The organism is Janthinobacterium sp. RA13 (assembly GCF_000745325.1).
GTDB classification, from domain to species: domain Bacteria; phylum Pseudomonadota; class Gammaproteobacteria; order Burkholderiales; family Burkholderiaceae_D; genus Janthinobacterium; species Janthinobacterium rivuli.
In genome coordinates, this window is record NZ_JQNP01000001.1 from 139,125 (window position 1) to 162,136 (window position 23,012).

22 protein-coding genes are annotated in these 23,012 nt (G+C 57.2%); 5 read left to right on the forward strand and 17 right to left on the reverse strand.

What is annotated here, in order from left to right:
- Positions 1–8: 8 nt before the first annotated feature.
- Genes FG13_RS00580 through FG13_RS00590 form a run of 3 tightly spaced genes read right to left on the reverse strand, consistent with a single transcriptional unit; the run spans position 9 to position 2,600 of the window.
- The gene (locus FG13_RS00580) at positions 9–1,445 is read right to left on the reverse strand and encodes a hypothetical protein (RefSeq protein WP_035817468.1); all 1,437 of its coding nucleotides are present in this window, start codon (positions 1,443–1,445) and stop codon (positions 9–11) included.
- A 31-nt stretch (positions 1,446–1,476) separates the two neighbouring features.
- Positions 1,477–1,746 (reverse strand): PAAR domain-containing protein, encoded by a 270-nt coding sequence (locus FG13_RS00585; protein WP_035817470.1) that lies wholly within the window; start codon positions 1,744–1,746, stop codon positions 1,477–1,479.
- A gap of 11 nt (positions 1,747–1,757) precedes the next feature.
- Positions 1,758–2,600 carry a M15 family metallopeptidase gene (locus FG13_RS00590; RefSeq protein ID WP_051958267.1) on the reverse strand — a complete coding sequence of 281 codons (843 nt, stop codon included), beginning with the start codon at positions 2,598–2,600 and terminating at the stop codon, positions 1,758–1,760.
- A 220-nt stretch (positions 2,601–2,820) separates the two neighbouring features.
- Here FG13_RS00590 and FG13_RS00595 point away from each other — a divergent pair, with 220 nt between their 5' ends.
- The 5 genes from FG13_RS00595 to FG13_RS00615 are packed head-to-tail and all read left to right on the forward strand — an operon-like array spanning position 2,821 to position 9,732.
- Positions 2,821–3,594 (forward strand): hypothetical protein, encoded by a 774-nt coding sequence (locus FG13_RS00595; protein WP_152598639.1) that lies wholly within the window; start codon positions 2,821–2,823, stop codon positions 3,592–3,594.
- The gene (locus FG13_RS00600; RefSeq protein ID WP_051958270.1) at positions 3,591–6,488 is read left to right on the forward strand and encodes a type VI secretion system Vgr family protein; all 2,898 of its coding nucleotides are present in this window, start codon (positions 3,591–3,593) and stop codon (positions 6,486–6,488) included. Before FG13_RS00595 ends, FG13_RS00600 begins: the two co-directional genes overlap by 4 nt.
- A 2-nt stretch (positions 6,489–6,490) precedes the next feature.
- Positions 6,491–7,426, forward strand: coding sequence for a DUF4123 domain-containing protein (locus FG13_RS00605; protein ID WP_161784129.1), 936 nt, complete (start codon positions 6,491–6,493; stop codon positions 7,424–7,426).
- Positions 7,423–8,085: a DUF3304 domain-containing protein gene (locus FG13_RS00610; protein ID WP_035817477.1), complete on the forward strand. Its 663-nt coding sequence runs from the start codon at positions 7,423–7,425 to the stop codon at positions 8,083–8,085. The genes FG13_RS00605 and FG13_RS00610 overlap by 4 nt, the downstream gene beginning before the upstream one ends.
- 3 nt (positions 8,086–8,088) lie before the next feature.
- Complete coding sequence (locus tag FG13_RS00615) at positions 8,089–9,732, forward strand: T6SS phospholipase effector Tle1-like catalytic domain-containing protein (RefSeq protein ID WP_051958272.1); 1,644 nt, start codon at positions 8,089–8,091, stop codon at positions 9,730–9,732.
- Positions 9,733–9,750: 18 nt separating this feature from the next.
- Here the strand turns inward: FG13_RS00615 and FG13_RS00620 are convergent, their stop codons facing one another.
- From FG13_RS00620 to FG13_RS00685, 14 genes are all read right to left on the reverse strand, one after another.
- Positions 9,751–10,854, reverse strand: a complete 1,104-nt coding sequence (locus FG13_RS00620) for a hypothetical protein (RefSeq protein ID WP_035817478.1) — start codon at positions 10,852–10,854, stop codon at positions 9,751–9,753.
- Entirely contained in the window at positions 10,851–11,204 is a 354-nt protein-coding gene (locus FG13_RS29245; protein WP_081922348.1) for a PoNe immunity protein domain-containing protein, read from the reverse strand. Before FG13_RS29245 ends, FG13_RS00620 begins: the two co-directional genes overlap by 4 nt.
- Before the next feature lie 33 nt (positions 11,205–11,237).
- Positions 11,238–12,155 (reverse strand): PoNe immunity protein domain-containing protein, encoded by a 918-nt coding sequence (locus FG13_RS00630; RefSeq protein WP_081922349.1) that lies wholly within the window; start codon positions 12,153–12,155, stop codon positions 11,238–11,240.
- A gap of 1 nt (position 12,156) precedes the next feature.
- Positions 12,157–13,038: a PoNe immunity protein domain-containing protein gene (locus tag FG13_RS28610; protein WP_051958274.1), complete on the reverse strand. Its 882-nt coding sequence runs from the start codon at positions 13,036–13,038 to the stop codon at positions 12,157–12,159.
- Positions 13,035–14,111 carry a type VI immunity family protein gene (locus FG13_RS30585; RefSeq protein ID WP_200880236.1) on the reverse strand — a complete coding sequence of 359 codons (1,077 nt, stop codon included), beginning with the start codon at positions 14,109–14,111 and terminating at the stop codon, positions 13,035–13,037. Before FG13_RS30585 ends, FG13_RS28610 begins: the two co-directional genes overlap by 4 nt.
- Positions 14,111–15,136, reverse strand: a complete 1,026-nt coding sequence (locus tag FG13_RS00645) for a PoNe immunity protein domain-containing protein (protein ID WP_081922350.1) — start codon at positions 15,134–15,136, stop codon at positions 14,111–14,113. The genes FG13_RS30585 and FG13_RS00645 overlap by 1 nt, the downstream gene beginning before the upstream one ends.
- Entirely contained in the window at positions 15,133–16,209 is a 1,077-nt protein-coding gene (locus FG13_RS30590; RefSeq protein WP_081922351.1) for a type VI immunity family protein, read from the reverse strand. Before FG13_RS30590 ends, FG13_RS00645 begins: the two co-directional genes overlap by 4 nt.
- A gap of 176 nt (positions 16,210–16,385) precedes the next feature.
- Positions 16,386–16,628 (reverse strand): hypothetical protein, encoded by a 243-nt coding sequence (locus FG13_RS00655; protein ID WP_035817482.1) that lies wholly within the window; start codon positions 16,626–16,628, stop codon positions 16,386–16,388.
- Complete coding sequence (locus FG13_RS28625) at positions 16,628–17,653, reverse strand: PoNe immunity protein domain-containing protein (protein ID WP_051958282.1); 1,026 nt, start codon at positions 17,651–17,653, stop codon at positions 16,628–16,630. Before FG13_RS28625 ends, FG13_RS00655 begins: the two co-directional genes overlap by 1 nt.
- Before the next feature lie 90 nt (positions 17,654–17,743).
- Complete coding sequence (locus tag FG13_RS00665; protein ID WP_161784130.1) at positions 17,744–18,769, reverse strand: PoNe immunity protein domain-containing protein; 1,026 nt, start codon at positions 18,767–18,769, stop codon at positions 17,744–17,746.
- 136 nt (positions 18,770–18,905) lie between these two features.
- A complete protein-coding gene (locus FG13_RS28630) occupies positions 18,906–20,159 on the reverse strand; it encodes a type VI immunity family protein (RefSeq protein WP_200880237.1) in 1,254 nt (417 codons plus the stop codon).
- A gap of 232 nt (positions 20,160–20,391) precedes the next feature.
- Positions 20,392–21,417: a PoNe immunity protein domain-containing protein gene (locus tag FG13_RS28635; RefSeq protein WP_051958289.1), complete on the reverse strand. Its 1,026-nt coding sequence runs from the start codon at positions 21,415–21,417 to the stop codon at positions 20,392–20,394.
- A gap of 225 nt (positions 21,418–21,642) precedes the next feature.
- Positions 21,643–21,909: a PoNe immunity protein domain-containing protein gene (locus FG13_RS28640; RefSeq protein WP_161784131.1), complete on the reverse strand. Its 267-nt coding sequence runs from the start codon at positions 21,907–21,909 to the stop codon at positions 21,643–21,645.
- Positions 21,910–22,001: 92 nt separating this feature from the next.
- On the reverse strand, positions 22,002–23,012 hold the full coding sequence (locus tag FG13_RS00685) for a PoNe immunity protein domain-containing protein (RefSeq protein ID WP_081922354.1): 1,011 nt from the start codon (positions 23,010–23,012) through the stop codon (positions 22,002–22,004).

Sequence of the window (23,012 nt, forward strand, 5' to 3'; positions counted from 1 at the left end):
GCTGTGTATCAGGTGGTGCTGTGACTGTTTTGCGCGGGCGGACCAATGACGAGGGCGCCGCGCTGGAGTGGATCGAGGTTGCTGAAACATAAAACTTGCGCGCCGTCGTCGGCTGCCGCCTGCCGTGCCATGGCCAGGGCGGCCAGCGTCGTGACGGCGCCGCACTGGCCGCATGCGGCGCCGACGCCCAGCACCTGTTCGCCCAGGTCCAGCTGGGGCAAGAGGGCACCGGCGCACTGCATCAGTTCGAGCATGCGGTTGGCGCGCTGGTCGGTATCGGCGCTGACCAGCGCGATGCCGGCCGCCGCATCGTCGCCGGCCGCCGCCAGCGCCTGCCTGCCCAGGTCCGCCAGCATGTTCTTGTCGGCCGCTCCCCGCTGGCTGGCGCCTTGCGGCCGTTCGCCCGTGGCGGCGCGGTGCAGCAGGACTGGCACCGGCTCGTCCAGTGGTGGCGCCGCGCCTGGGATGTCCAGCAGCAGGCCGGCCGCGCCTTCGCCGGGAATCTGTCCATTCGTCTGGCTGGCGCTGAACAGCTGCTCCTGGCTCGCCAGGACATGCACGCGCAGCTCGCCCAGGTGCGAATCGCAGGCCAGCACGATGGACAGGCAGGGCGGCTGCAGCGGCGCCGCGTGGCCGGCAAGCTGGTTCAACAGGGCAAACGGCGCCGCTTGCCGGGTGGCCGGCTCGGTGGGCGGCAGCAATTGCTGCGCCGGCCACCCCTGTTCGCGCGCCAGATGGCGCAGCCAGGCGTCGCCGGCCTGGTGCTGTGCGGCGTTCCACGAGGCCGGCATCAGCAGGTGCAGCCGCAGCATGGGCAGCGCGCTGGCTGGCGAGGCCGGTGCACCTGCGGACAGCGCATGCTGCAGGGCTTCGTCCACCAGTTCGGCCAGCACCACGGCGCCCAGGGCCAGCGCGCGCAAGTCTTCCGGATTGAAGGGAAACGGTTCGCTGGCCAGGCCGGCCTGCGGATGCTCGCGCAGCCAGGCGGCCAGCAATTGCTGCTGCAGCTCTTCGTCGATGCCGTCCACCCTGGCGCACAGCAGGGGATAGCCGTCCGCATCGAGCAACTGGCCGTCGAGCGCGGGACGGCATTGGCGCGAGCGCATGGCGGCCAGCAATTCTGACGGCGTGGCGCCGCCCGGCATGCGCAGGCTGGCGGCCACGATATGCAGCGGCACCGCCGCCGCGGGAGGTGTCGCCGCCTCGGCCTGCAGGGGCGCGGCAGGGCCCGGCGCCGCCAGGGCTGGCCCGGCCAGCAGCCTGGCCAGCACTTTTTTACCCAGCCACAGCATGAATAGCAGGGCCAGCGGCAGCGCCAGCATGGCGCCGGCCAGCTCGCCCGGCGTCGGCATGCGCGTGCTGTCGCGCCAGTAGGCGATGGCGCCCGTCCAGCTCAGCGCAAAGACGGACACGGTCAGCAGGCAGCGTCGCAACCAGGGGCGCATCAGCGGGCTCCTCCGCATATGGGCAGGGTCGTCATGCCTGGTCGGTGGTGGCTTGCTGGCTGGCGATCAGCAGCGCCCCGCAGCTGGTCTTGTCGCCGTGGCGCGCCACGGGCTTGCCATCGACGATGAGGCTGGAGTCGCCGCTGACGATGGGGCACACGCCATGGCCGGGCAGGGGACAGGCGACCTTGTCGCCGACCCGCGCCATGCCGATGCCGCCGCTGTCGCTCACCGCCGATGCTTCCAGCACGGTGCCTCCATGCGATGTCTTGTCGCCTAATCTGATTACCGGACCCGCCATACGCGCTCCCTTCAGTGTTTTTTCATGACGCCGGGCAGGCGCAGTTCCGTATGCCCGAAATCCATCATCTTCCAGCGTCCGCCCCAGGTCATGCCGACCGATTCGGCCACTTCGCCATACAGCTGGTAGCCGCGCATGGCCCATGGGTCCTTCTCGGATATGACCAGCTTGCCATTGCGCAGGAAGGCGCAGTCGGCCGCCAGGCCGTACTGGTGCCAGCTTTGAAAGGCGGCCGCGTTGCTGACGTTGGGGCCCATGCCTGCCAACATGTCTTGCCGCTCGGGACTGCGGTAGCCTTCCAGCAGCGCCATCTCGTAGCCATGTTTTTCCTTCATGATCTTGAAGACCAGCAGCAGGCGCTGGGCGTATTCCACATTCAGCAAGGTCCAGTTGCGGCTGGCCGATACCAGCAGCGGACGCTCCTGGCGCACTTCTTCGGTGGCAAACACCAGCGGCGGCAGGTCGACGGGCGGCACCAGCTGCTCGCCCTGCAACAGGCTTGCCACCTGCGTATTCATTTCCCGCGTCGACACATCGTAGGCGCCCAGCATGGATTTGCTGTCGGCCATCAGGGCCAGCAGGGTCGGCAGGCTGATCGCGACCACGCCTGCGAGACACAGCAGGTAATGACGGCGCAGCAGGTCGGCAGTGCGGGCCCACAGCGTGGCGCCGCGCAGTCCCAGGCTGGCCATGCCCGTCTGCCGGCGCCTGGCCACGCGCTGCAGGCAGGCGGCGAGGCGCTGCTCCGCGCCATCGACGGCGTGCAGCACGAAATCGCGCCCGGCAGGAAACAGGATCAGCCAGCTGATCAGGCATGCCAGGATGAAATACAGCGCTACCGCGAGTAGGAACACGCTAACCTCAATCAAAAAATGTTTGGCTGCGGGGAACGGTGCTGTCCATCAGGGAAAACAGGGAAGCGATGGATATTGCCTGGAAGTATATCTTACAAAACTGATAATTAAGGGGGGCTTTTTTCAATTGTGCGGGGGGTGCGCACTGTTGATTTTATGGCACGCGTCATGATTTTGTTGAATAGCGTAAAGTCTTGCAAATATTACAGGAGCGCACATTTTGCGAACTCATGACGATAGCCCCCGGCTCCCGGCCCGGCCCAGCCTGTTGACCCAGGCGCAGCAGGCGGAGGCCGACCGTAACCGCATCCTGACCACGCTCGAGGGTGGTAATACCGGCTCGCCCGTCAGGGCCAGGCGCGGCAGTCTGGCGCTGCGCGGGGGCATGGGCGCGGTGGCCGCGCTGCTGCTCTTGTTGGCCGCAGGCATCTGGCTGGGCCAGCGCGGAGAACGGGCTGGCGACGACGCTGCGCCGCTTCCCCTGCCCGCCGCCACCGCCGCACCCGCCGCCGTGGCGCCGCCGCCGGCCGTCGCCAGCATCCATGACGAGGCGCCGCAGCAGAGCCTGAGCGAGATGCTCGATGCCGGCGCGACCGCCACAGCCGCCACGGCCGCTGCCGGGAACGCGCGTGCCGCGCATCCCGACGATGTGCTGAGCAAGGCGCTGGAAACGCCATCGCCGCCACCGGCTGCCGTGAAACCGGCGGTCAAGGCCCCCCGTCCTGCAGCCAAAAAGCCACCGGTGAAAGGGCCGGCTGCCACGCCCGCGCGCCGCGCCGAAGACAGCGATGTCGCCCTGCTGTCGGCCCTGCTGGCCCACACGCAGGCCGCGCCAGTGCCGAAGAAAACCGCTTCCGGCCTGCGGACCCAGTTGCAGCAATGCGCGGCGCTCAAGCGCGACGCCGCCGTGGCGTGCCGCGCACGCGCCTGCCAGGGTCATGCCGGCAACGCGCAATGCAAGGCCGGGCAAGTTGCCGCGAAAGGCGGAAAATGAGTGCCGCCAGCGCCGATCAGGTCAACGCTTCCCTGGCTGGTTTCAGCAGCGTGACGCGGCTGTATGAGCTGTCGCTGGACGGCGGCGAGGGCGGGACGGCACAGTGGCTGGTGGAAGCGTTTGTCGCCGACGAGCAATTGCAAACCGTGGGCGCGCGCGACATCATAGTGCTGTCCACGCAGGCGAATGTGGCGCTGGCGCCGTTGCTGGGCAAGCCGGCCGCGCTGCACGCCAGCCTGGCCGATGGCACGCGCACGCAGTTTTCCGGCTATATCAGCGCAGCAGCCATGCTGGGCAGCGATGGCGGACTGGCCCGTTTCCGGCTGCGCCTGACGCCGTGGCTATGGCTGTTGAGCCAGGTACGCAACAGCCGCGTCTGGCAAGACAAGAGCGTAATCGAGATCGTCGACAGCGTGTTCCAGGCGTACGCGCCGCAAGCCGACTGGCGCTGGAGCGGCGACACGGGACCGTTCATGGCCGAGGCGCAGCCGCGCAGCTATTGCTGCCAGTACCGCGAGTCGGACCTGGCTTTCGTCACGCGCCTGCTGAGCGAAGAAGGCCTGGCCTGGCGTTTTGAAGAACATGAGGGCGGCCATTGCCTGGTGCTGTTCGCCGACAGCAGCGCCTTGAGCGCGGTGCCGGAAGACGCCAGCAGCGCGCAAGGCGGCGGCATCCGTTTTCATGGCGCGCGGGCCATGGAACAGGCCGATTCCATCCAGGCGCTCAGCCGGGCGCGCGTCTTGCGCACGGCGGTGGCGAGCGTGCTCAGCTACGATTACAAGGCCAAGAAAGCCGTCAGCGCCAGCGTGCCGACGCGGCTGGCGCCGGGCGGGAAAAACGCGCCCGCGCTGGAAAGCTATGACACGCCGGGCCAGTATTTCTATGCCAGTGCGGCCCAGGCCGAACGCTACGCCTTGCTGCAGATGCAGGCGATCGAAGCGCGCGGCGAGCGCTGGCAGGCGCGTTCGACCGTGCGCACCTTGCGTGCCGGCACGCGCTTTACCCTGACGCAGGGACCGCTGCAGCAGGACGGCGCCGAGGCGCCGGCACTGGTGGTGCTGCGCGTATGCAGCGTGGGCGTGAATAATCTGCCGGCGCCCGCGCGGCAGGGCTTGGCTGAACTGTTCGGCCCCATCCCCGAATTGCTGCAGGAAAGCCTGGCTGGCCAGGCGCTGGCGCCGCGCGATATCGCGCAATTCCAGCAAGTGATCGCGCAGGCGGCCGAGAGCGGCTATGCCAACCATATTGAAGCGATCGCGGCCGATACGCCATGGCGCCCCGTGCATGACGGCGGCGACGCGCGCCACCACCCGAAACCGACGGCCTGCGGCAGCCAGAGCGCCATCGTCGTCGGCGCCGACGGCGGCACCAGCGCCAGCGGCGGCAGCGAAATCCATTGCGACAAGCTGGGCCGGGTACGCATCCGTTTCCACTGGCAACTTGACGGCAGCGCCACCTGCTGGGTGCGCGTGGCGCAGCGCTCGGCCGGCGGCGGCATGGGCAGCCAGTTCCTGCCGCGCATCGGCCAGGAAGTGCTGGTGCAATTTCTGGAAAACGATATCGACCGGCCCATCATCGTCGGCGCCCTGTACAACGGGCAAGGCGAGGGCGGCGTCGCGCCCACGCCGGGCGGCATCACGGACAAGCCCGCGGACGCCAGCGTCTTCGAGCCGGCGCGCGACCATGCACCATCGGCGCAGGGCAACGTGGCCGGCGGCAACAGCCCGCTCTGGCATGGCGCGGCTGGCGGCAGCGCCGGCCACCGCAACGGCGCGGCGCAATGGGGCATCCGCAGCAAGGAATTCGGCGCCGCCGGCTCCGGCTCTGGCTATAACCAGTTGCTGTTCGACGATACCGACCAGCAAGGGCGCATCCAGCTCAAGAGCAGCCATGCGGCAAGCGAACTCAATCTTGGCCACCTGATCCATGCAGCCGACAATTACCGGGGCAGCCTGCGCGGCACGGGCGCCGAGCTGCGCACCGACGCTTACGGCGCCGTGCGGGCCGGCGCCGGGCTATTGATTTCCAGCTACCTCGTCAACCACGACGCGCAGGCGCGCGATCCGGCCGGCGACAATGCGCCCGGCATGGTCTTGCTCAAGCAGGCCGCCAAGCTGGGTGCAACCTTCAGCGCCGCCGCCGTCACGCACAAGACGGTCGCGTATGCCAGCCACCTGGGCCCGGCCAAGGCGAATGCCAGCGTGCTCGACGAAAAGGCGGCACCCTTGCCGGCGTTCCTGACCAGCGTTTCCGGCATGCTGAGCCAGGAAAATACGGCCGCCGCCAGGAGCGACGCAGCGGGCAAGCCGACCAGTCCCGGCGACGACAAGCTGCCGCACAGCAGCGACGCCATCATCGCCATCGCCGCCCGCGCCGGCCTGGGCGTGCTGGCGGGCCAGGATATCCAGCTGGTCAATGGCGAAACCACCTCCCTGATGAGCGGCCAGGACACCCAGTTCGTCGGTGGCGGCCAGTTGCGCGTGCACAGCGGCCAGGCCATCGGCGCGCTGGCCGGCGTCGTCAAGGCGGGCGAGAACAATATCGGCTTGCAACTGATTGCCGCCAAACAAGCCATCGACCTGCAGGCGCAGGCCGACGTGCTCAACGTGCAGGCGCGCGAGGAAGTCAATATCGTCAGCGCCGCCGCGCACATCGACTGGGCGGCGGCGAAAAGCATCCGCCTGTCGACGGCGGGCGGCGCCAACATCACCATCGAGGGCGGCAACATCACCGTGCAGTGCCCCGGCAAGATCACGGTGCATGCCGGCAAGAAGAGTTTTGACGGGCCATCCCGTGCAAGCTATCCACTGCCGGTAATGCCTCGCAGTATTTGCAAGGAATGCCTGTTAAATGCGGCCAGGAGCGGCTCGCCCTTTGCCGCGAAGGGGGAATGATCATGCGCGAAAACGATGGCGGGACCCCCGCGTGTGGTTTGCAGTTGCTTGCGCTGCTCGATAGTCCTGCTCTCGACAAGGGGGAGTCCCTCTACAGCTTGATTGATGGTGCCAAGTTGGATGGTGTGGCCCGTATCCGCTTGCCTGGCGATCACAGCGTTGAGTTGTATTCCCTGTTGGGTGAATTGGCTGAGCCGGACGCCCTGTACGCTGGCCCGATATTGTTGCGGCATATACAGCGCGAGAAATGTCCCTTGCTCGCCAAATTGCTGTGCACTGCTGGCAGCGCCCATTTTATGTCGCTGATTGTTTCTGGCCAGCCCCTGCAGCAATTGTTAGAACGGCTGACCTGGTTGACAGAGGTGGTGCACGATGACGGTACCGAGTGGATCATGCGCTACTACGATCCGCTTATCCTGCCGCACTGGCTGGACGTGCTGGAAACGGCGCAGCGCAAGACTGCACTCGCAGGCATCACGGGCTGGTTGTACAAGGACGTGCGTGGGGTGCCACAAATTGTACCGGGCGAGAAAAATGAGGCGCCTGCCCCGCCTGACAGTGAACGCATGCTTTTGACACAACATCAATATCTCGAACTGATGCATAGAGCATCGCCGTACATGCTGATGAAGCAAATGGAGAGCGATGATCCGCAGGCGCTCGATGGTTTGCCTCCGGATCAGCGCTACGACTTTTTTTTTGAACAACTGGGCAGGGCGCAGGCATATGGATTAAGTTCGCCCACAGACTTGAAAAGTTACTGCATGTTGTCGCTCATGTTAGGTGCCGATTTTCATCTGGCGCCACTCGCCGCCATCGCTTTGCAGGCCGAAGGAACGGCGCAGTCCTTCAGTGACCGGATCCTGGCCTGGACTCCTGGGCAATGGGCTGCGCTCGAAGAAGTTTCCTCTTCCAATATGAATGCGATTCCGACATGAAAAAACTGGCCTCCATCGTGTTGTGCCTATTTATTTTGGCCGCTTGCGATTCCAGGGCGAAGGAAGAACGCTTGCAACAGGAATTAAACGAGAAAACCTTCACTACGACGTCATATAACTACACGCCGTACGATATTTATTCGATCGCATTCAAGGGCATTTCACTGCCATTCAATGTCGATGAAGCGCCCAGCGGCGGTTCCATTTTTTTTCGCGACGCAAGCGAGGCGGAAATGGACAATGGTGAAAAAGTCAGTTTCAGCAGTGGAAATTGCTGTTTCATCTGGGATAGTCCTGTGGATAAACCGCTGCGCGTGCGCGTGGTCTGGAGCGTGGTTTTCGATACGACCTACCACGATGGAAAATCGAGTGTCGACTATGACGAACGCACTTCCAGGATCAGTGCTCCTGGAAGCCGCTGGTGTCAGGCTACTGTTGACATCCTGCCCGCCAAAGGGCCCGAGCGCCCAACCATCGTGCTTTTGCACTTTCTTGCCGATGGTACGGTTCAGGCACATCTGGGCACATTCAAGACGCAGGCGCCGCTTGCTGCCGAGCAGGTAAAACTGCATTCGGCGCGCCTTCCCCAAGGCCAGTTCTGCAAGCAGGAAATCGAGAATCCTTTTTATGGCATACCGCGGACACCGCACAGGGAATAGACCATGAGCAATCCAACGATACGCCGGCTTAGCGACGTCACGAAGAGTGAGCGGCTTGCGCGAGGAATTTATCGCAAGGAACTGGAAAAATGTGCGAAGGAGTCGGATTGCCGAAAGCCCGTCTGGATCAGTTGTTTTTTTGACGGCACTGGAAATAATTTCAAAAAAGATGGCAATGGCTCGCTGGCTTCGTCGAAGGTAAAGTACAGCAATATTGCGAAATTGGGAAAATTTGCGCATACGGCTGAAGATGAAAAAAACAAGACCTACGCGATATATGCGCCAGGGGTCGGCACGCCGTTTCCAGAGGTTCAGGATAGTGGTGATGGAATCGATGGGGCGCTCGGCATGGCATCTGCTGCAAAAGGGCAGGCCCGGATCAGCTGGATGCTGAAGGAGTTCAAGATGCGGGTGGACAAACACATGCCGCATGTAAATCAAATCAATGTTGCGGTGTTTGGCTTCAGTCGGGGGGCAGCCCAGGCGCGGGCCTTTGTGCGTCAGTTGGCAGGACAATGTTATCAGCAAGGAGATGGACTGATCTGGACCAAAAGTGGTGGATTTATTCAGCCGCGTCTGGTGATTTACTTCCTCGGCATTTTTGATACCGTGGCCTCGGTGGGGTTTGGCGGCAGTCGCCTTGAGTCCGATCTCAAATATTACCTGGGACCTGTGTGGGGGGGCGTGATGTATTTGGCAGACGAGGGCGGCCATGCGGAATGGGCCGCCGATCTGCGTATTCCACCATACGTGCGCTTCTGCGAACATTATGTCGCAGCGCATGAAGTGCGGGAGAAATTTCCATCCGATTCTATTCGAATCGATCAGGCCACTGACTCAAACTGCCGGGAAACCCTTTATCCCGGGGCACACTCCGACGTGGGCGGCGGTTATGACGACATGAATCAGGAAGGACGCTCAAACGAGTTGTCGCGCATTCCGCTGTGCAATATGTATCTGTCGGCATATGCGGCGGGGGTGCCGTTCAAGTCTCCCGAAGAGGTTCTTCAGGAATATGGCTCGCTGTTTAACATCAGCAGCGAATTGCAGGGATGCTTCGACACCTACATGAAGCACGTCAGCGCAGACAAGCGGCTCGAGAAACAAGTCATCAGCCACATGAACAATTACTATCATTGGCGCTGGGGGCGCACGGAACGCCAGCGCGCGGCGCGCAAAGAACGCGAAGCCATCATCGCAAAGGGGCAGTCCGTCATGTATGCCACGCCGGATAAATACATGACCACGACGGACAGCGAATGGGAACGCGACGTGCAGAACATCGCAGAAAAGAAAACAGGCTTTTTTCGTAGTGCCACGGAACCGCTGGAAGACGCGATCTACGATGCCTGGAAAGGCAAGCTCCGAAAGTCGATGTCGGTTGCGGAGCGGACTTTATTTGACAAATTCTTCGATCGTTATGTGCATGATTCTGTTGCGGGATTCAAGAATCAGATGACTGACGCCAGTATCGGCTTTGTTGAAGCCAGTCGCTGGTCCCGAAACCGGCAGTATTTCATGGGGAAACGAGGCAAGAAATATCTTTACTGGCGATATGAGGGTTCAAAACCGGAATTGGGCGGCGTAAAAGAGGCGATGCTGGTGCCGAAAGAAGCGTCGGCAGGTGGCGATACGGCGATAGCCTAGCAGAAACGGGCTTTGCCGCTATCTGGCGCGGACCGCCGCCCTGGCTTGCTTGTCGCACTCGCGCACGGCCGCTTTGCATGCGGAAAACGCTTCCAGATAGGTCACGGCGCTCTGCCGCTCTGCGACCTGTTCTGCCACCTGCTGCGTGAGCTGCATCGATGTCGTCGCGGGCATTTTCTCCAGTTTCCTGGTGATGTCTTGTAGCGATTTTTTTTGACGCGCCAGTTCCGCGGCCAGCACGGCCTTGCGCTCGGCGGCGGGCAGGGCCGGATACAGCCGGCCATTGCCAGCCTCGACACTGCCATCGGCCGTCATCGACAGCGACGCGTGCGGGGCGCGAAATTCCAGCGCCAGCTTGCCATCGGCCTGCACGATGACCAGCAGTTCCTCGGTGGCGGTGCCGGCCGGCAGCGGCAAGGTGCGCGTTTCCGGCTTGCCGTCCGGTAGCCAGTGGTACTCGATGTTGAGCTGTACCGGCTTCTGTGGGGCGGCTGGCAGGTAGAAACAGCAATTGGCGGCGCTGCTCATGTAAGGGTTCAGGGGATCGGTATCGACGGCGTTGGCCGGATTGCCGGCATCGCTGACGCCGACCTGGATGGGCCGGGCGCTGTAGTTCAAGGTGCTGACCGCTATCTTTGCCTCATCGGCCCCAGGCCGGTAGTCATGCTGGCCGCGCTCGCCCCGTTCGGCATGGCCTGCCAGCAGCGGACGGCGCTGCATGGACTTGATGCCGATGGCAAAGATATGGCTCAGGTAGCCGGTATCCGAGCGGCCGTCGCGCGAATAACTTCCGCCGGGCGTGTAGTAGAGGTAGCCGATGTCCTCTATCGCCAGGGCGCGCACCTTGCCGTCCTGAGGGAATAATGCTTCCGCCAGGTAGCGATCCTTGGCGCCCATGACCTTGGCGGAGAGCACGCCGGCCCATGCCCGTTCGCCCGCGAAACGGGGAAAGACGTTGAATTCGCCATCGATGAAGGGTTTGATCTTCAGCACATCCTGTGTCATGCCCGTGACGGGATCGATGACGGAGTAAATCCCTGGGAAGGGGCCGTCGGTGGCGTGCGCAAGCGCGGGCATGGCGAAAATGAGACAGGCTGCCATCACGGCGGGTTTGTTGCTCATGCTGGATCCAATCGCATGGAGGGTGGCTGACGCTGGAATGCCACCAGGTCGGCGGGATAGAATGCGGCATCGCGATAGCTGCTGTCGTCGATATCGAGCAGGCAGGTGATGGCTGCCGCTTCCCATGACCAGTAGCCCGAAAATGACGTGTCGCGCGCGTGGCTGTCATGGTAGGGTTCGCGGCGGCTGGCGTCATACCATTTTGCCAGGTAGTCCTGCATCAATGCCGGACGCGCTTGTTTTTCTGCCGCAAATATCTTGAGCGTCTTGACATAGGGCTGGCGGCGCGTGCATGTTGGCCAGGCGGTGTCCCTGCCATCGACGGAAAAGGCCAGCAGGCGTTCGACCAGCCAAAAAAGTGTGTTCGTCCAGAGTCTGCATCCTTACTCCCGAAAATCCGTGTCATGGCAGGGCTGTTTGCCTTCGACATGTCCGACATCGCCCGCCGCATTCATATCTATGCTGGTATAACGGTTTTCCTCGCGCAGTGCACGCCCATACGCAACGAGATCTGTCGGGTAGGCGAAATGATCGATACCGCTGTCATCGAGGTCAAACACAAAGGCCATTGCACCGGCTTCAAATGCCCAGTAACCGTAATAGGGAGCGTAGCCTTCGTCGCTAATGCGCAGATGGCCGTTGTACCAGCGTGGATGATCCTTCATGGCAGGGTACCACTGCTTCAAATATTTTTTAATGAGAGTTTGTGCCGCACCTTCATCGCTTTCATATACCGTCTGCAGCAACGTCTCGTAGGGCTGGCCCAGTACGCAGGTATCGAGGGGCATCTTATCGACCACATATGCGCCAATCAGCTGTTCAAACAGGCCGTCCTGTCCTCGGTGGCTGCGAAATATGCGGATGATGCGCATGACCGAGCGCTGATCGTGCAATAATATGGCGACACTTAGTAATTGCAGCGTATCTTCATAATCGGAAAGGTCGCCGAAATTTGGCGCCGCCCTGTATTTGTATGGGCCATACTCGGGGTATTGCGACAACATTTTCTTTTGTTGATGTTGATCGGCTTCGTTCCATTCCGAAAACCTGTCCACGATATCGGACAGCCGTGGCGCAAGTTCCTCGATTGGCACGCCAGCGGTGTAATCCAGCATCCAGATCCAGAAATTTTCCAGATATAGGAAATGGCAAGCCAAACTGGTGTCTCCAGCGCATTCAGCTGATTCCTTGTTTCTTAGCTGAACTTGTAGCAGCGCACGTGAATTCTCCAGGGTTTTTTCATATAACTGCCGACAAAGAAATTGTTGGCGGCGGCGATCATCGAATGGTGGATTTTTCATTTTATTCGCCGCGTTCTCGTTTGGCCGATGGTTTCATCTCCACGCTGCTGTGGCGGCTCTCTTTCCGTAGCTGGCGCGCATAATCGACCAGGTCTTTGGGGTAGACCAGATGGTCGATCTGGCTGTCGTCCAGGTCAAGTAAAAAAACCGTCGCACCCGCTTCAAATGCCCAGTAACCGTAATAGGGAGCGTATCCCTCGTCCCTGATTCTCAGATGCCCGTCGTACCAGCGGGGATGACCTTTCATGGCTGGATACCACTGTTTCAGGTATTTCTGGACCAGTTTGAGTGTCTCTCTCTCATTATTTTCATAGAAAACCTGAAGCAAAGTATCATAGGGTTTTTCGAGAATGCACGAATCGAGATCTTGCTTATCCTCAACATATGCGCCTATCAATTGCTCAAATAAGCCATCCTGGCCACGGTGACTGCGTAGCACATGGATGATGCGTAAGACCGAATGTTGATCGCGCAATAATATCGCAATGCTGAGTAGTTGTAGCGTGTTCTCGTAATTTGCAAGGGTGGAAAAGTCCGGCGCTCCGTTGTATTCGTACGGCCCATAATCCGGAAACTCGAGCGCCGCCTCCTGTTGACAGAATTGATCGATCTCATTCCATTCTTCAAACCTGTCCACGATGCCGGGGATACGCGGCGCCAGTGCATCGATCGGTTCACCCGCTGTGTAGTCCAGCATCCAGATCCAGAACGCTTCCAAATACAGAAATTGATGCGCCACAGAGTTTTCCAGCGTTGATTCCACTATCTTTTTATTTGCAAGTCGGACTTCAATTAATGCGAGCAGATTTTCCCGCGTTTTATGGTAAAGATCTTCGTAGAGAAATTTCTGCCGGCGCCGTACGTCGAACGGGGCGGTGATCATTGTTTTCCCGTCGTTTTTGCTGCTCGCTGACGCAGTTCTGCGCTGGGCCAGTCGCTGTCGGCATCGAAGCGCCGCATCCAGCGCAGCGAGTCGGCGTCGTTTAAGCGTTCGTTGGGATCGTCATTCCATTGGGCGCCACTTAGCAGGCCCATATGATCATGACGTATCGGCTTGAGCAATTTGTTGAGTAATACCGGCAGTGCCGGGACACCATCTTCAACCGGGTAAAGCGACGGCTCTTCGCCCAATTCAATCCATAGCCCCACGCTGAGTTCTTCTATTTTGATGCTTGGATGATGGAGGCTGAGCTTGACCTGCTCGCGGCTGATATCCAGTTTCTCGCGCCAGGTGTCCGACAGCAGAAAGCCCCACGTGGGGGGACGGATACCTACCACCAATTCACCGTGCATGCCGAGATAATCATCGATATCAAGTCCGTAAAAATGGGTTGTCAGAGAACGTTCCCAGACTGAGACTTCTGATCGGGAGCCATACGCCAATGGCGTCGCCATGGCAAAGCCGCTGTATACCTGTGCAGCATCAAGGATTCCAGCCGTTTGAAGGACAAATTTTCTCCAAGCGTCTTTATTCTCGAGCCACCATGACCAACGATAGTAAAATTGAATCGACGAATAGGTTCTGTTTGATGGCACCGCGTCGTCGTTCATATAGTCCCGAACTTTCCAAAAATATCCTGCCGTGGCAGGAGAGGAAATATGATTTTTCTGATCGGTAAAATTGAAGGCGAAATAGTCTTCTTTTTTTGTTTTTCGGGCAAATTCACGCAGATCTGGCAAACGCTTTGAGCCGTAAGGGTGAGGACGTTCCGAATCAGGGTGCGTGCCAACAAGATAGGGGTTTCCCGTCAGATGCTCAAATTGCTCATGTATATCCACCATCAGCAATGACGTATCAAGATAATGCTTGCTGTCGTAGAGAAAATAAAAGCTGACGAAAGGACTGACATTATGTGTGATATGGTCATTTCCATAAGATGAATTCGGCCACTCCTTGAGATCGGAAACAAATCCTTCGATATCGTCATTGCCAAGAAAACTGTCCCTTGTACTCATTATTGTTCTTCACTCCAGTACCAGATGGTTTCGCCATGTACCGCATCGTCAAAAACAGGCATGATTTGGCCTTGCTCAAAATGGCTACGGCTGTGCAACTTTGCTGGGTTTTCCCAGAAGCCGGTTTGCGGGCAGGGCAGGCCGCCCTCGACGCGCCCCTTGCGTATCAGTGGCTCTGTTTCCTGACTGGTGTAGCGGCCTTCTTCCCATAATGTTCGCGCATAATCGACCAGGTCTTTGGGGTAAACCAGATGGTCGATCTGGCTGTCGTCCAGGTCGAGTATAAAGACGGTCGCCCCCGCTTCAAAGGCCCAGTAACCGTAATACGCGGCATAGCCTTCCTCGTTGATGTTGAGATGCTCATCGTACCAGCGCGGATGATTTTTCATGGCCGGATACCACTGTTTCAGGTATTTTTGAAGCAGGATCAAGCTAGCTTTCTCATCTTCCTCATGGAACACTTGCAGCAGAGTGTTGTAGGGCTTGCTGATAATGCAGGTGTCCAGGTCTTGACTGTCCTCGACATATGCACCAATCAATTGCTCGAACAGCCCATCGTGGCCACGGTGGCTGCGCAGCACGTGGATGATGCGTCGCACCGACCGCTGATCGCGTAGCAGGATGGCAATGCTGAGCAGTTGAAGCGTGTCTTCATAATCGGAAAGGATGGAAAACCGCGGCGCACCCTCGTATTCATATGGCCCATCTTCTGAAAGATCGAGCGCCGCTTCCTGCTGATAGAGTTGATCGACTTCATTCCATTCTTCAAATTTATCCACGATACCCGCGATGCGCGGCGCCAGTGCCTCGATTGGTTCACCAGCGGTATAGTCGAGCATCCAGATCCAGAATTCTTCTAAATACAAAAAATGATGGACGGAAGCATTTCCCTGCATTGAGTCGGCTATTCTTTTATTTTCGAGTTCAACATCTATTATCGCGAGTTGATTTTCCCGCGTTTTATGGTAAAGATCTTCGTAGAGAAATTTCTGCCGGCGCCGCACGTCGAACGGGGCGGTGATCATTGTTTTCCCGTCGTTTTTGCTGCTCGCTGACGCAGCTCGGCGCTGGGCCAGTCGCTGTCGGCGTCGAAGCGCCGCATCCAGCGCAGCGAGTCGGCATCGTTGAAGCGTTCGTTGGGATCGCCGTCCCATTGGCCAAAGCCCAGCAGCGCCATGTGGTCGTTGCGGATCGGCTTGAGCAGCTTGTTGAGCAGCGCCGGCAATTCCGGCACGCCGTCCTCTACCGGGTAGAGTGCCGGCTCCTCGCCCAGTTCGATCCATAGGCCGGAGTCGAGCTCGTCGATCCGGATTTGCGGATGCTGCAGGCTGAGTTTTATCTGGTCGCGGCTGAGGTCCAATTTTTCACGCCACGTATCCGATAGCAAAAAGCCCCAGGTAGGCGGGCGGATGCCGTCTGCCAGCGAGCCGCTCATGGAAAAAGGATAATCAATGTCCAAACCAAAAAATCGCGGCGCCAGAGAGCGTTCCCACACGGTCACTGCCGAGCGGGTACCGAAGGCAAGCGGATTGGCCATCGAAAAGCCGCTGTAAACCTGATCAGGTTTTAGTTTTTCCATGGTTTCCAGAACAAACTGCCGCCACGCATTCTTGTTGTCCTTCCACCATGACCAGCGATAGTAGAATTGAATGGATGAGTAAACCTTGTTTGACGGTTCTGAATTATCGTTCATGTAATCTTTCATCTTCCAAAAATATCCCGCTGTGGAAGGAGATGATCTGTGATTTTTTTGATCAGAAAAATCGAAAATGAATGATTGACCGGGTTTTCTCTTGTGCGCAAACTCCCGCAAATCAGGTAGGCGTTTGGACCCGTAACGATGTGGCCGTTCTGAATCTGGATGCGTGGCGAAAAGATAAGGCATTCCAGTTAAACGCTCAAAATCTTCGTGGATGTCTACCATCAGTAGCGATGTTGTTAAAGAGTGATTGGTATCATATAAGAAATAGAAAGTAATAAAAGGAGACACTCCCAGATCTTGATTTCCATCGTCACAGGACATGTTTGGCCATTCCTTGAGGTCAGCAACCATTCCCTCTACATCTTCGTCAGTAAAAAAACGTTCCGTTGTGCTCATCGTCTATTCCTCAATCTGGTTTCCTGTTCGTTCTTTTTCTTTAGGTTCCTTCGCTGCGACGCCTATGCAGTCTTCCGGTACACGCAGCAATGCGACTCGCTACTGGCCCATTTTTTCGGGCAAATTCACGCAGATCTGGCAAACGCTTTGAGCCGTAAGGGTGAGGACGTTCCGAATCAGGGTGCGCGCCAATAAGATAGGGGGTTTCCCGTCAGACGCTCAAATTGCTCATGTATATCCACCATCAGCAGTGACGTATCAAGATAATGCTTGCTGTCGTAGAGAAAATAAAATCTGACGAAAGGGCTGACATTATGTGTGATCTGGTCATTTCCATAAGATGAATTCGGCCACTCCTTGAGATCGGAAACAAATTCTTCGATATCGTCATTGCCAAGAAAACTGTCCCTTGTACTCATTATTGTTCTTCACTCCAGTACCAGATGGTTTCGCCATGTACCGCATCGTCAAAAACAGGCATGATTTGGCCTTGCTCAAAATGGCTACGGCTGTGCAATTTTGCTGGGTTTCCCCAGAAGCCTGTTTGCGGGCAGGGCAGGCCGCCCTCGACACGCCCCTTGCGTATCAGTGGCTCTGTTTCCTGACTGGTGTAGCGGCCTTCTTCCCATAATGTTCGCGCATAGTCGACCATGTCTTTGGGATAGACCAGATGGTCGATCTGGCTGTCGTCCAGGTCGAGTATAAAGACGGTCGCCCCCGCTTCAAAGGCCCAGTAACCGTAATACGCGGCATAGCCTTCCTCGTTGATGTTGAGATGCTCATCGTACCAACGCGGATGATTTTTCATGGCCGGATACCACTGTTTCAAATACTTCTGGAGCAGGGCTAAGGCAGCGTTGTCGTCTTCTTCATAGAATACTTGCAGCAGAGTGTTGTAGGGCTTGCTGATAATGCAGGTGTCCAGGTCTTGACTGTCCTCGACATATGCACCAATCAATTGCTCGAACAGCCCATCGTGGCCACGGTGGCTGCGCAGCACGTGGATGATGCGTCGCACCGACCGCTGATCGCGCAGCAGGATGGCGATGCTGAGCAGTTGTAGTGTGTCCTCATAGTCGGAAAGGGTGGAAAACTGCGGTGCACCCTCATATTCATATGGCCCATCTTCTGGAAAATCGAGCGCCAATTCTTGCTGATAGAGTTGATCCACCTCGTTCCATTCTTCAAATTTATCCACGATGTCTGCAATGCGCGGCGCCAGTGCATCAAGCGGTTCACCTGCCGTATAGTCGAGTATCCATATCCAGAACGCTTCCAAATACAAAAACTGGTAAATGACCGTTTGACTTTGTGTCGAATCAGCGATATTTTTGTTGAGAAGTTGTCCTTCAAATAATTCGAGTTGGTTTTTTCGCGTGTTATGGTAAATGTCTTCATGGAGAAATTTTTGCCGGCGCCGCGCATTGAATGAACTGGTACTCATTGTTTCCCTGTAAGCTAAACACCGTGGAACGTTAATATATATCAGCGCTGACGAATTTCGAGGGAAGCATCTCCCATGCTGTCATGGAGGTTACTGTTCCCTACTCCAATACCAAATGGTTTCTCCATATCTAGAGTCATCGAAAAATGGCATTCTGTCACCTTGCTCAAAATGGCTACGGCTGTGTAACTTTGCTGGGGTTTCCCAGAGGCCGGTTTGCGGGCAGGGTTGGCCTCCCTCGACACGACCGGCCTTATTTATTAAGTCCGTATCCATACTGGTGTAACGGTGTTCCGCGCGTAACTTGCGGCCATAATTGACCAAGTCTTTGGGGTAGACCAGATGATCAATAACGCTGTCGTCCAGGTCGAGAATAAAGACCGCCGCTCCGGCTTCAAATGCCCAATAGCCATAATAGCCGGCATAGCCCCCTTCGCTGATTCTAAGATGCTCGTCATGCCAGCGTGGATGATCCTTCATTACCGGATACCACTGTTGCAGATATTTCTTGAGCAAGGTGAGTGTGGCCGTTTCATCTTCTTCATAAAACACATGTAGCAAGGTGTCATAAGGGGCGCCAAGTACGCAGGTATCGCGCTCTACGACGTTGTCGACATAAGCACTGATCAATTGCTCGAACAGGCCATCTTGACCGCGATGGCTACGTAGTACGTGGATGATGCGTTGGACCGAACGCTGATCGCGTACCAATATGGCAATGCTCAGCAGTTGCAGCGTGTCTTCGTAGTCGGAAAGTATCGAGAAATCGGGCGCCCCCGAATATTTATACGGACCATATTCAGGCAGCTTCAGCGCACACTCCTGTTGATACCTTTGATCCACTTCGTTCCACTCTTCAAATTTGTCCACAATATCGGCGATTCGAGGCGCCAGTTGATCGAGGGCTATACCTGCCGTGTAGTCAAGCATCCATATCCAGAGCAATTCCAGATACAGAAAATGATGAACGGAGGAACTTTCGCCTATCGAATATGCATCCTTTCTGTTTTCCTCTCCTCCCCGGATCAAGGAAAGTTGATTTGTCCGTGTTTTTTGATAAAGTTTTTCATGGAGAAAATGCTGTCTACGTCGTTGATGAAAGGGTAAATCTTCCATGGCTACGTGCTTTTCTCTTGGGTAAATTGTATTCGTGTCAAAGAAGGTACGCGTATCTCGAACCGCAATGCATGATTGCCTTTTCCAATCGCGCATCAGGTCGATGGTCTCGAATCTCAGTACCGTCGCTGTTTCTTCATGCGTTCAGGAAGCGCCACACCGTCAAGCCATAGGCGGAATCCAGATTGCTCATGATCTCGCCCTGTTCAAATCGCCGGGTTTGCGGCGGAATGTCCAGCGCTTGCCATTGTCCGGCCTGCGGGCAGGCCTCGCTGGCGTAGGCACGCAATTCCAATGGCTCCTGTGCTGGCGCGGTGTCATCCGGGCCGCCGTCATCGCGGCGCTGACGCAGCTCGGCGCTGGGCCAGTCGCTGTCGGCATCGAAGCGCCGCATCCAGCGCAGCGAGTCGGCATCGTTGAAGCGTTCGTTGGGATCGCCGTCCCATTGGCCAAAGCCCAGCAGCGCCATATGATCGTCGCGGATCGGCTTGAGCAGCTTGTTGAGCAGCGCCGGCAATTCCGGCACGCCGTCCTCTACCGGGTAGAGCGCCGGCTCCTCGCCCAGTTCGATCCATAGGCCGGAGTCGAGCTCGTCGATCCTGATTTGCGGATGCTGCAGGCCGAGTTTTATCTGGTCGCGGCTGAGGTCCAATTTTTCACGCCACGTATCCGATAGCAAAAAGCCCCAGGTTGGCGGGCGGATGCCGTCTGCCAGCGAGCCGCTCATGGAAAAAGGATAATCAATGTCCAAGCCAAAAAATCGCGGCGCCAGAGAGCGTTCCCACACGGTCACTGCCGAGCGGGTACCGAAGGCAAGCGGATTGGCCATCGAAAAGCCGCTGTAAACCTGATCAGGTTTTAGTTTTTCCATGGTTTCCAGAACAAACTGCCGCCACGCATTCTTGTTGTCCTTCCACCATGACCAGCGATAGTAGAATTGAATGGATGAGTAATCCCTGTTTGATGGTTCTGGATCATCGTTCATATGATCCCGCATTTTCCAGAAATATCCAGCAGTAGAAGGAGACGAGTTGTGTTTTTTCTGATCGGTAAAATTGAAGGCGAAATAGTCTGTTTTTCTTGTTTTTCGAGCAAATTCACGCAGAACTGGCAAACGCTTTGAGCCGTAAGGGTGAGGACGTTCCGAGTCGGGATGCGTGCCGATAAGATAGGGATTCCCTGTCAGTCGTTCAAATTCCTCATGAATACCCACCATCAGCAGTGACGTATCAAGGTGGTGCTTAGTGTTGTAGAGGAAATAGAAAGTAGTAAATGGAGACACACCTAGATCTTGATTTCCATCGTCACAGGACATGTTTGGCCATTCCTTGAGGTCCGCAACCATTCCCTCTACATCTTCGGCAGTAAAAAAACGTTCCGTTGTGCTCATCTTTTCTCCTCTCACGTCGTTGTTTTTTATACCTTCAGAAAATGCCATACCGTCAAGCCACAGGCAGCATCCAGATTGCTCATGATCTCGCCCTGTTCCAATCTGCGGGTTGGCAGCCGAATGTCCAGTGCTTGCCGCTGACCGGCCTGCGTAGGGGCGCCATTTCAAAGGCTCGTGCGCTGACGCAGTTCGGCGCTGGGGCAGTCGCTGGCTGTGCCAGATGGAAAATTGGCTATTGTTCTTCACTCCAGTACCAGATGGTTTCACCGTATGCCGCATCATCAAAAACAGGCATGATTTGGCCCTGCTCAAAATGGCTACGGCTGTGTAACTTTGCTGGGGTTTCCCAGAAACCAGTTTGGGGGCAGGGCTGGCCGCCCTCGACGCACACATTGCGTATCAGAGGTTCTGTGCCCAGGCGAGTGTGGCGGCCATCTTTCCGCAGCTGACGTGCATAATTGACCAGGTCCTTGGGATAGACAAGATGGTCGATTTGGCTGTCGTCCAGGTCGAGTAAAAAAACCGTCGCACCCGCTTCAAATGCCCAGTAACCGTAATAGGGCGCGTAGCCTTCGTCCCGGATTCTCAGATGCCCGTCATACCAGCGCGGATGATTTTTCATGGCTGGATACCACTGTCTCAAATATTTTTGGAGCAGGTCGAGCGTGGCCTTCTCATCTTCCTCATAGAACACTTGCAACAGCGTGCTATAGGGCTTGCCGATGATACAGGTGTCGAGGGCTTGTCCATTCTCCACATACCCGTCAATCAATTGTTCGAACAGGCCATCGCGGCCACGGTGACTGCGTAGCATGTAGATGATGCGTTTAACCGAATGATGGTCGCGCAGAAGGATGGCAATGCTGAGTAGTTGCAGTGTGTCCTGATAGTCGGAAAGGATGGGAAACTCCGGTGCTCCCTCATATTCGTACTGCCCAAACTCTGGAAACTCGAGCGCTGCTTCCTGCTGACAGAATTGATCGACCTTATTCCACTCTTCAAACTTATCCACGATGTCGGCGATGCGCGGCGCCAGTGCAGCGATCGGCTCGCCCGCCGTATAGTCGAGCATCCATATCCAGAACGCTTCTAAATATAAAAACTGATGCACTGAAGAATTTTCCAGCGTCGAATCGGCTATTTTTTTGTTTTCAATACCCCCGTTAATTAACGCAAATTGATTTGCTCTCGTTTTATTATAAAGATCTTCGTAGAGAAATTGCTGTCGGCGACGCATGTCGAACGGGGTTGTCCTCATTGTTTTTCCGTCGTTTTTCTGATCGCTGGCGCAGCTCGGCGCTGGGCCAGTCGCTGATTGTGCCAGATGGAAAATTGGCTATTGTTCTTCACTCCAATACCAGATGGTTTCACCGTATGCAGCGTCATCAAAAACAGGCATCACTTGGCCTTGCGCGAAATGACTGCGGCTGTGTAATTTTGCTGGGGTTTCCCAGAAGCCTGTTTGAGGGCAGGACTGGCCGCCCTAGACGCGTCCCTTGCGTATCAGTGGTTCTGTTTCCTGACTGGTGTAGCGGCCTTCTTCCCATAACTGTAGTGCATAATCGACCAGGTCTTTGGGGGAGACGAGATGCTCGATCTGGCTGTCGTCCAGGTCGAGCATAAAGACGGTCGCAGCCGCTTCGAAGGTCACGTAGCCGTAAAAGGCGGCATCGCCTTCTTCGCTGATTTTGAGATGCTCATCGTACCAGCGCGGATGATTTTCATGGCCGGATACCGTTCCGTACTCCAATACCAAATTGTTTCCCCATAGTTGGAGTCATCGAAAACCGGCATCTTGCCGCCTTGGGATGTTTTTGAGCGCTTGGCGCCCCGCGGGCATATTCAATTTTCCAGATATCGCCAGACAGTCAATCCATATCCTGACTCGAGGTCGAGCATGGGCTGTTCCCGCTCATACGACATGGCACGCGGAGGAATATCGAGCGATTCCCACGTTCCCGCCTTGGGGCAGGGGTCGCCAGCCTTGGCGCGCAACTCGTTTGCCGGCACAGGACCGCCGCCGTCCGGTTCATAGTCCACGCGTGCCTGCCGGAAAAAGGCCGTCAGGTCTGCCGGATAGAATGTGGCATCGCGATAGCTGCTGTCGTCGATATCGAGCAGGCAGGTGATGGCTGCCGCTTCCCATGACCAGTAGCCTAAAAATGACGTATCGCGCTCGTGACTGTCATAGTAGGGTTCACGGCGGCTGGCGTAATACCATTCTTCCAGGTAGTCCTGCATCAACGCCGGACGATCTTTTTCTTCTGCCGCGAATATCTTGAGTGTCTTGAAATAGGGCAGGTGGCGCGTGCATTCCGGCCAGTCGGTATCCCTGCCATCGATGGAAAATGCCAGCAGGCGTTCAACCAGCCCATCTTTTTCATGGTTGTTGAAATCGATGACAGGCGCCAAGCGGGGCAGCAAATTACCCCAACCCAGGAGAATGCCAAGGCAGATCATCCGGTTGACTTGTTCGTATGCGACATCGGGCAGGGCGAAGTGGGGAAAGCCCCGTTCCGCGGCGCTGGCCTGCAGGTCAAAAGCCGTGTCATATCTGGCAAACTCTTCCCAATATTCCAGTATCGTGGGATACAGCGCGCGCAGATCGGCTGTCGTATGGCCGGCGCTGTAGGCCAGGGTGAGCTGGTCGATACCTTCCCAGGCCCGCTGGCGCGTCGCCGTCATGAAGTTTTCTGGCGGGATATTTTGCAGTACTTCCGCGGGCTGTTGCAAGCCTGCCTCCACCATGTCGAAGCACTCGTCCTGGCTGTCTTTGCTTTCAACATAGATGGCGTATGACAACAGCAACTCCCTACGGGATGCGAGAAAAGTCTTTTCATCCAGTGTCTGCAT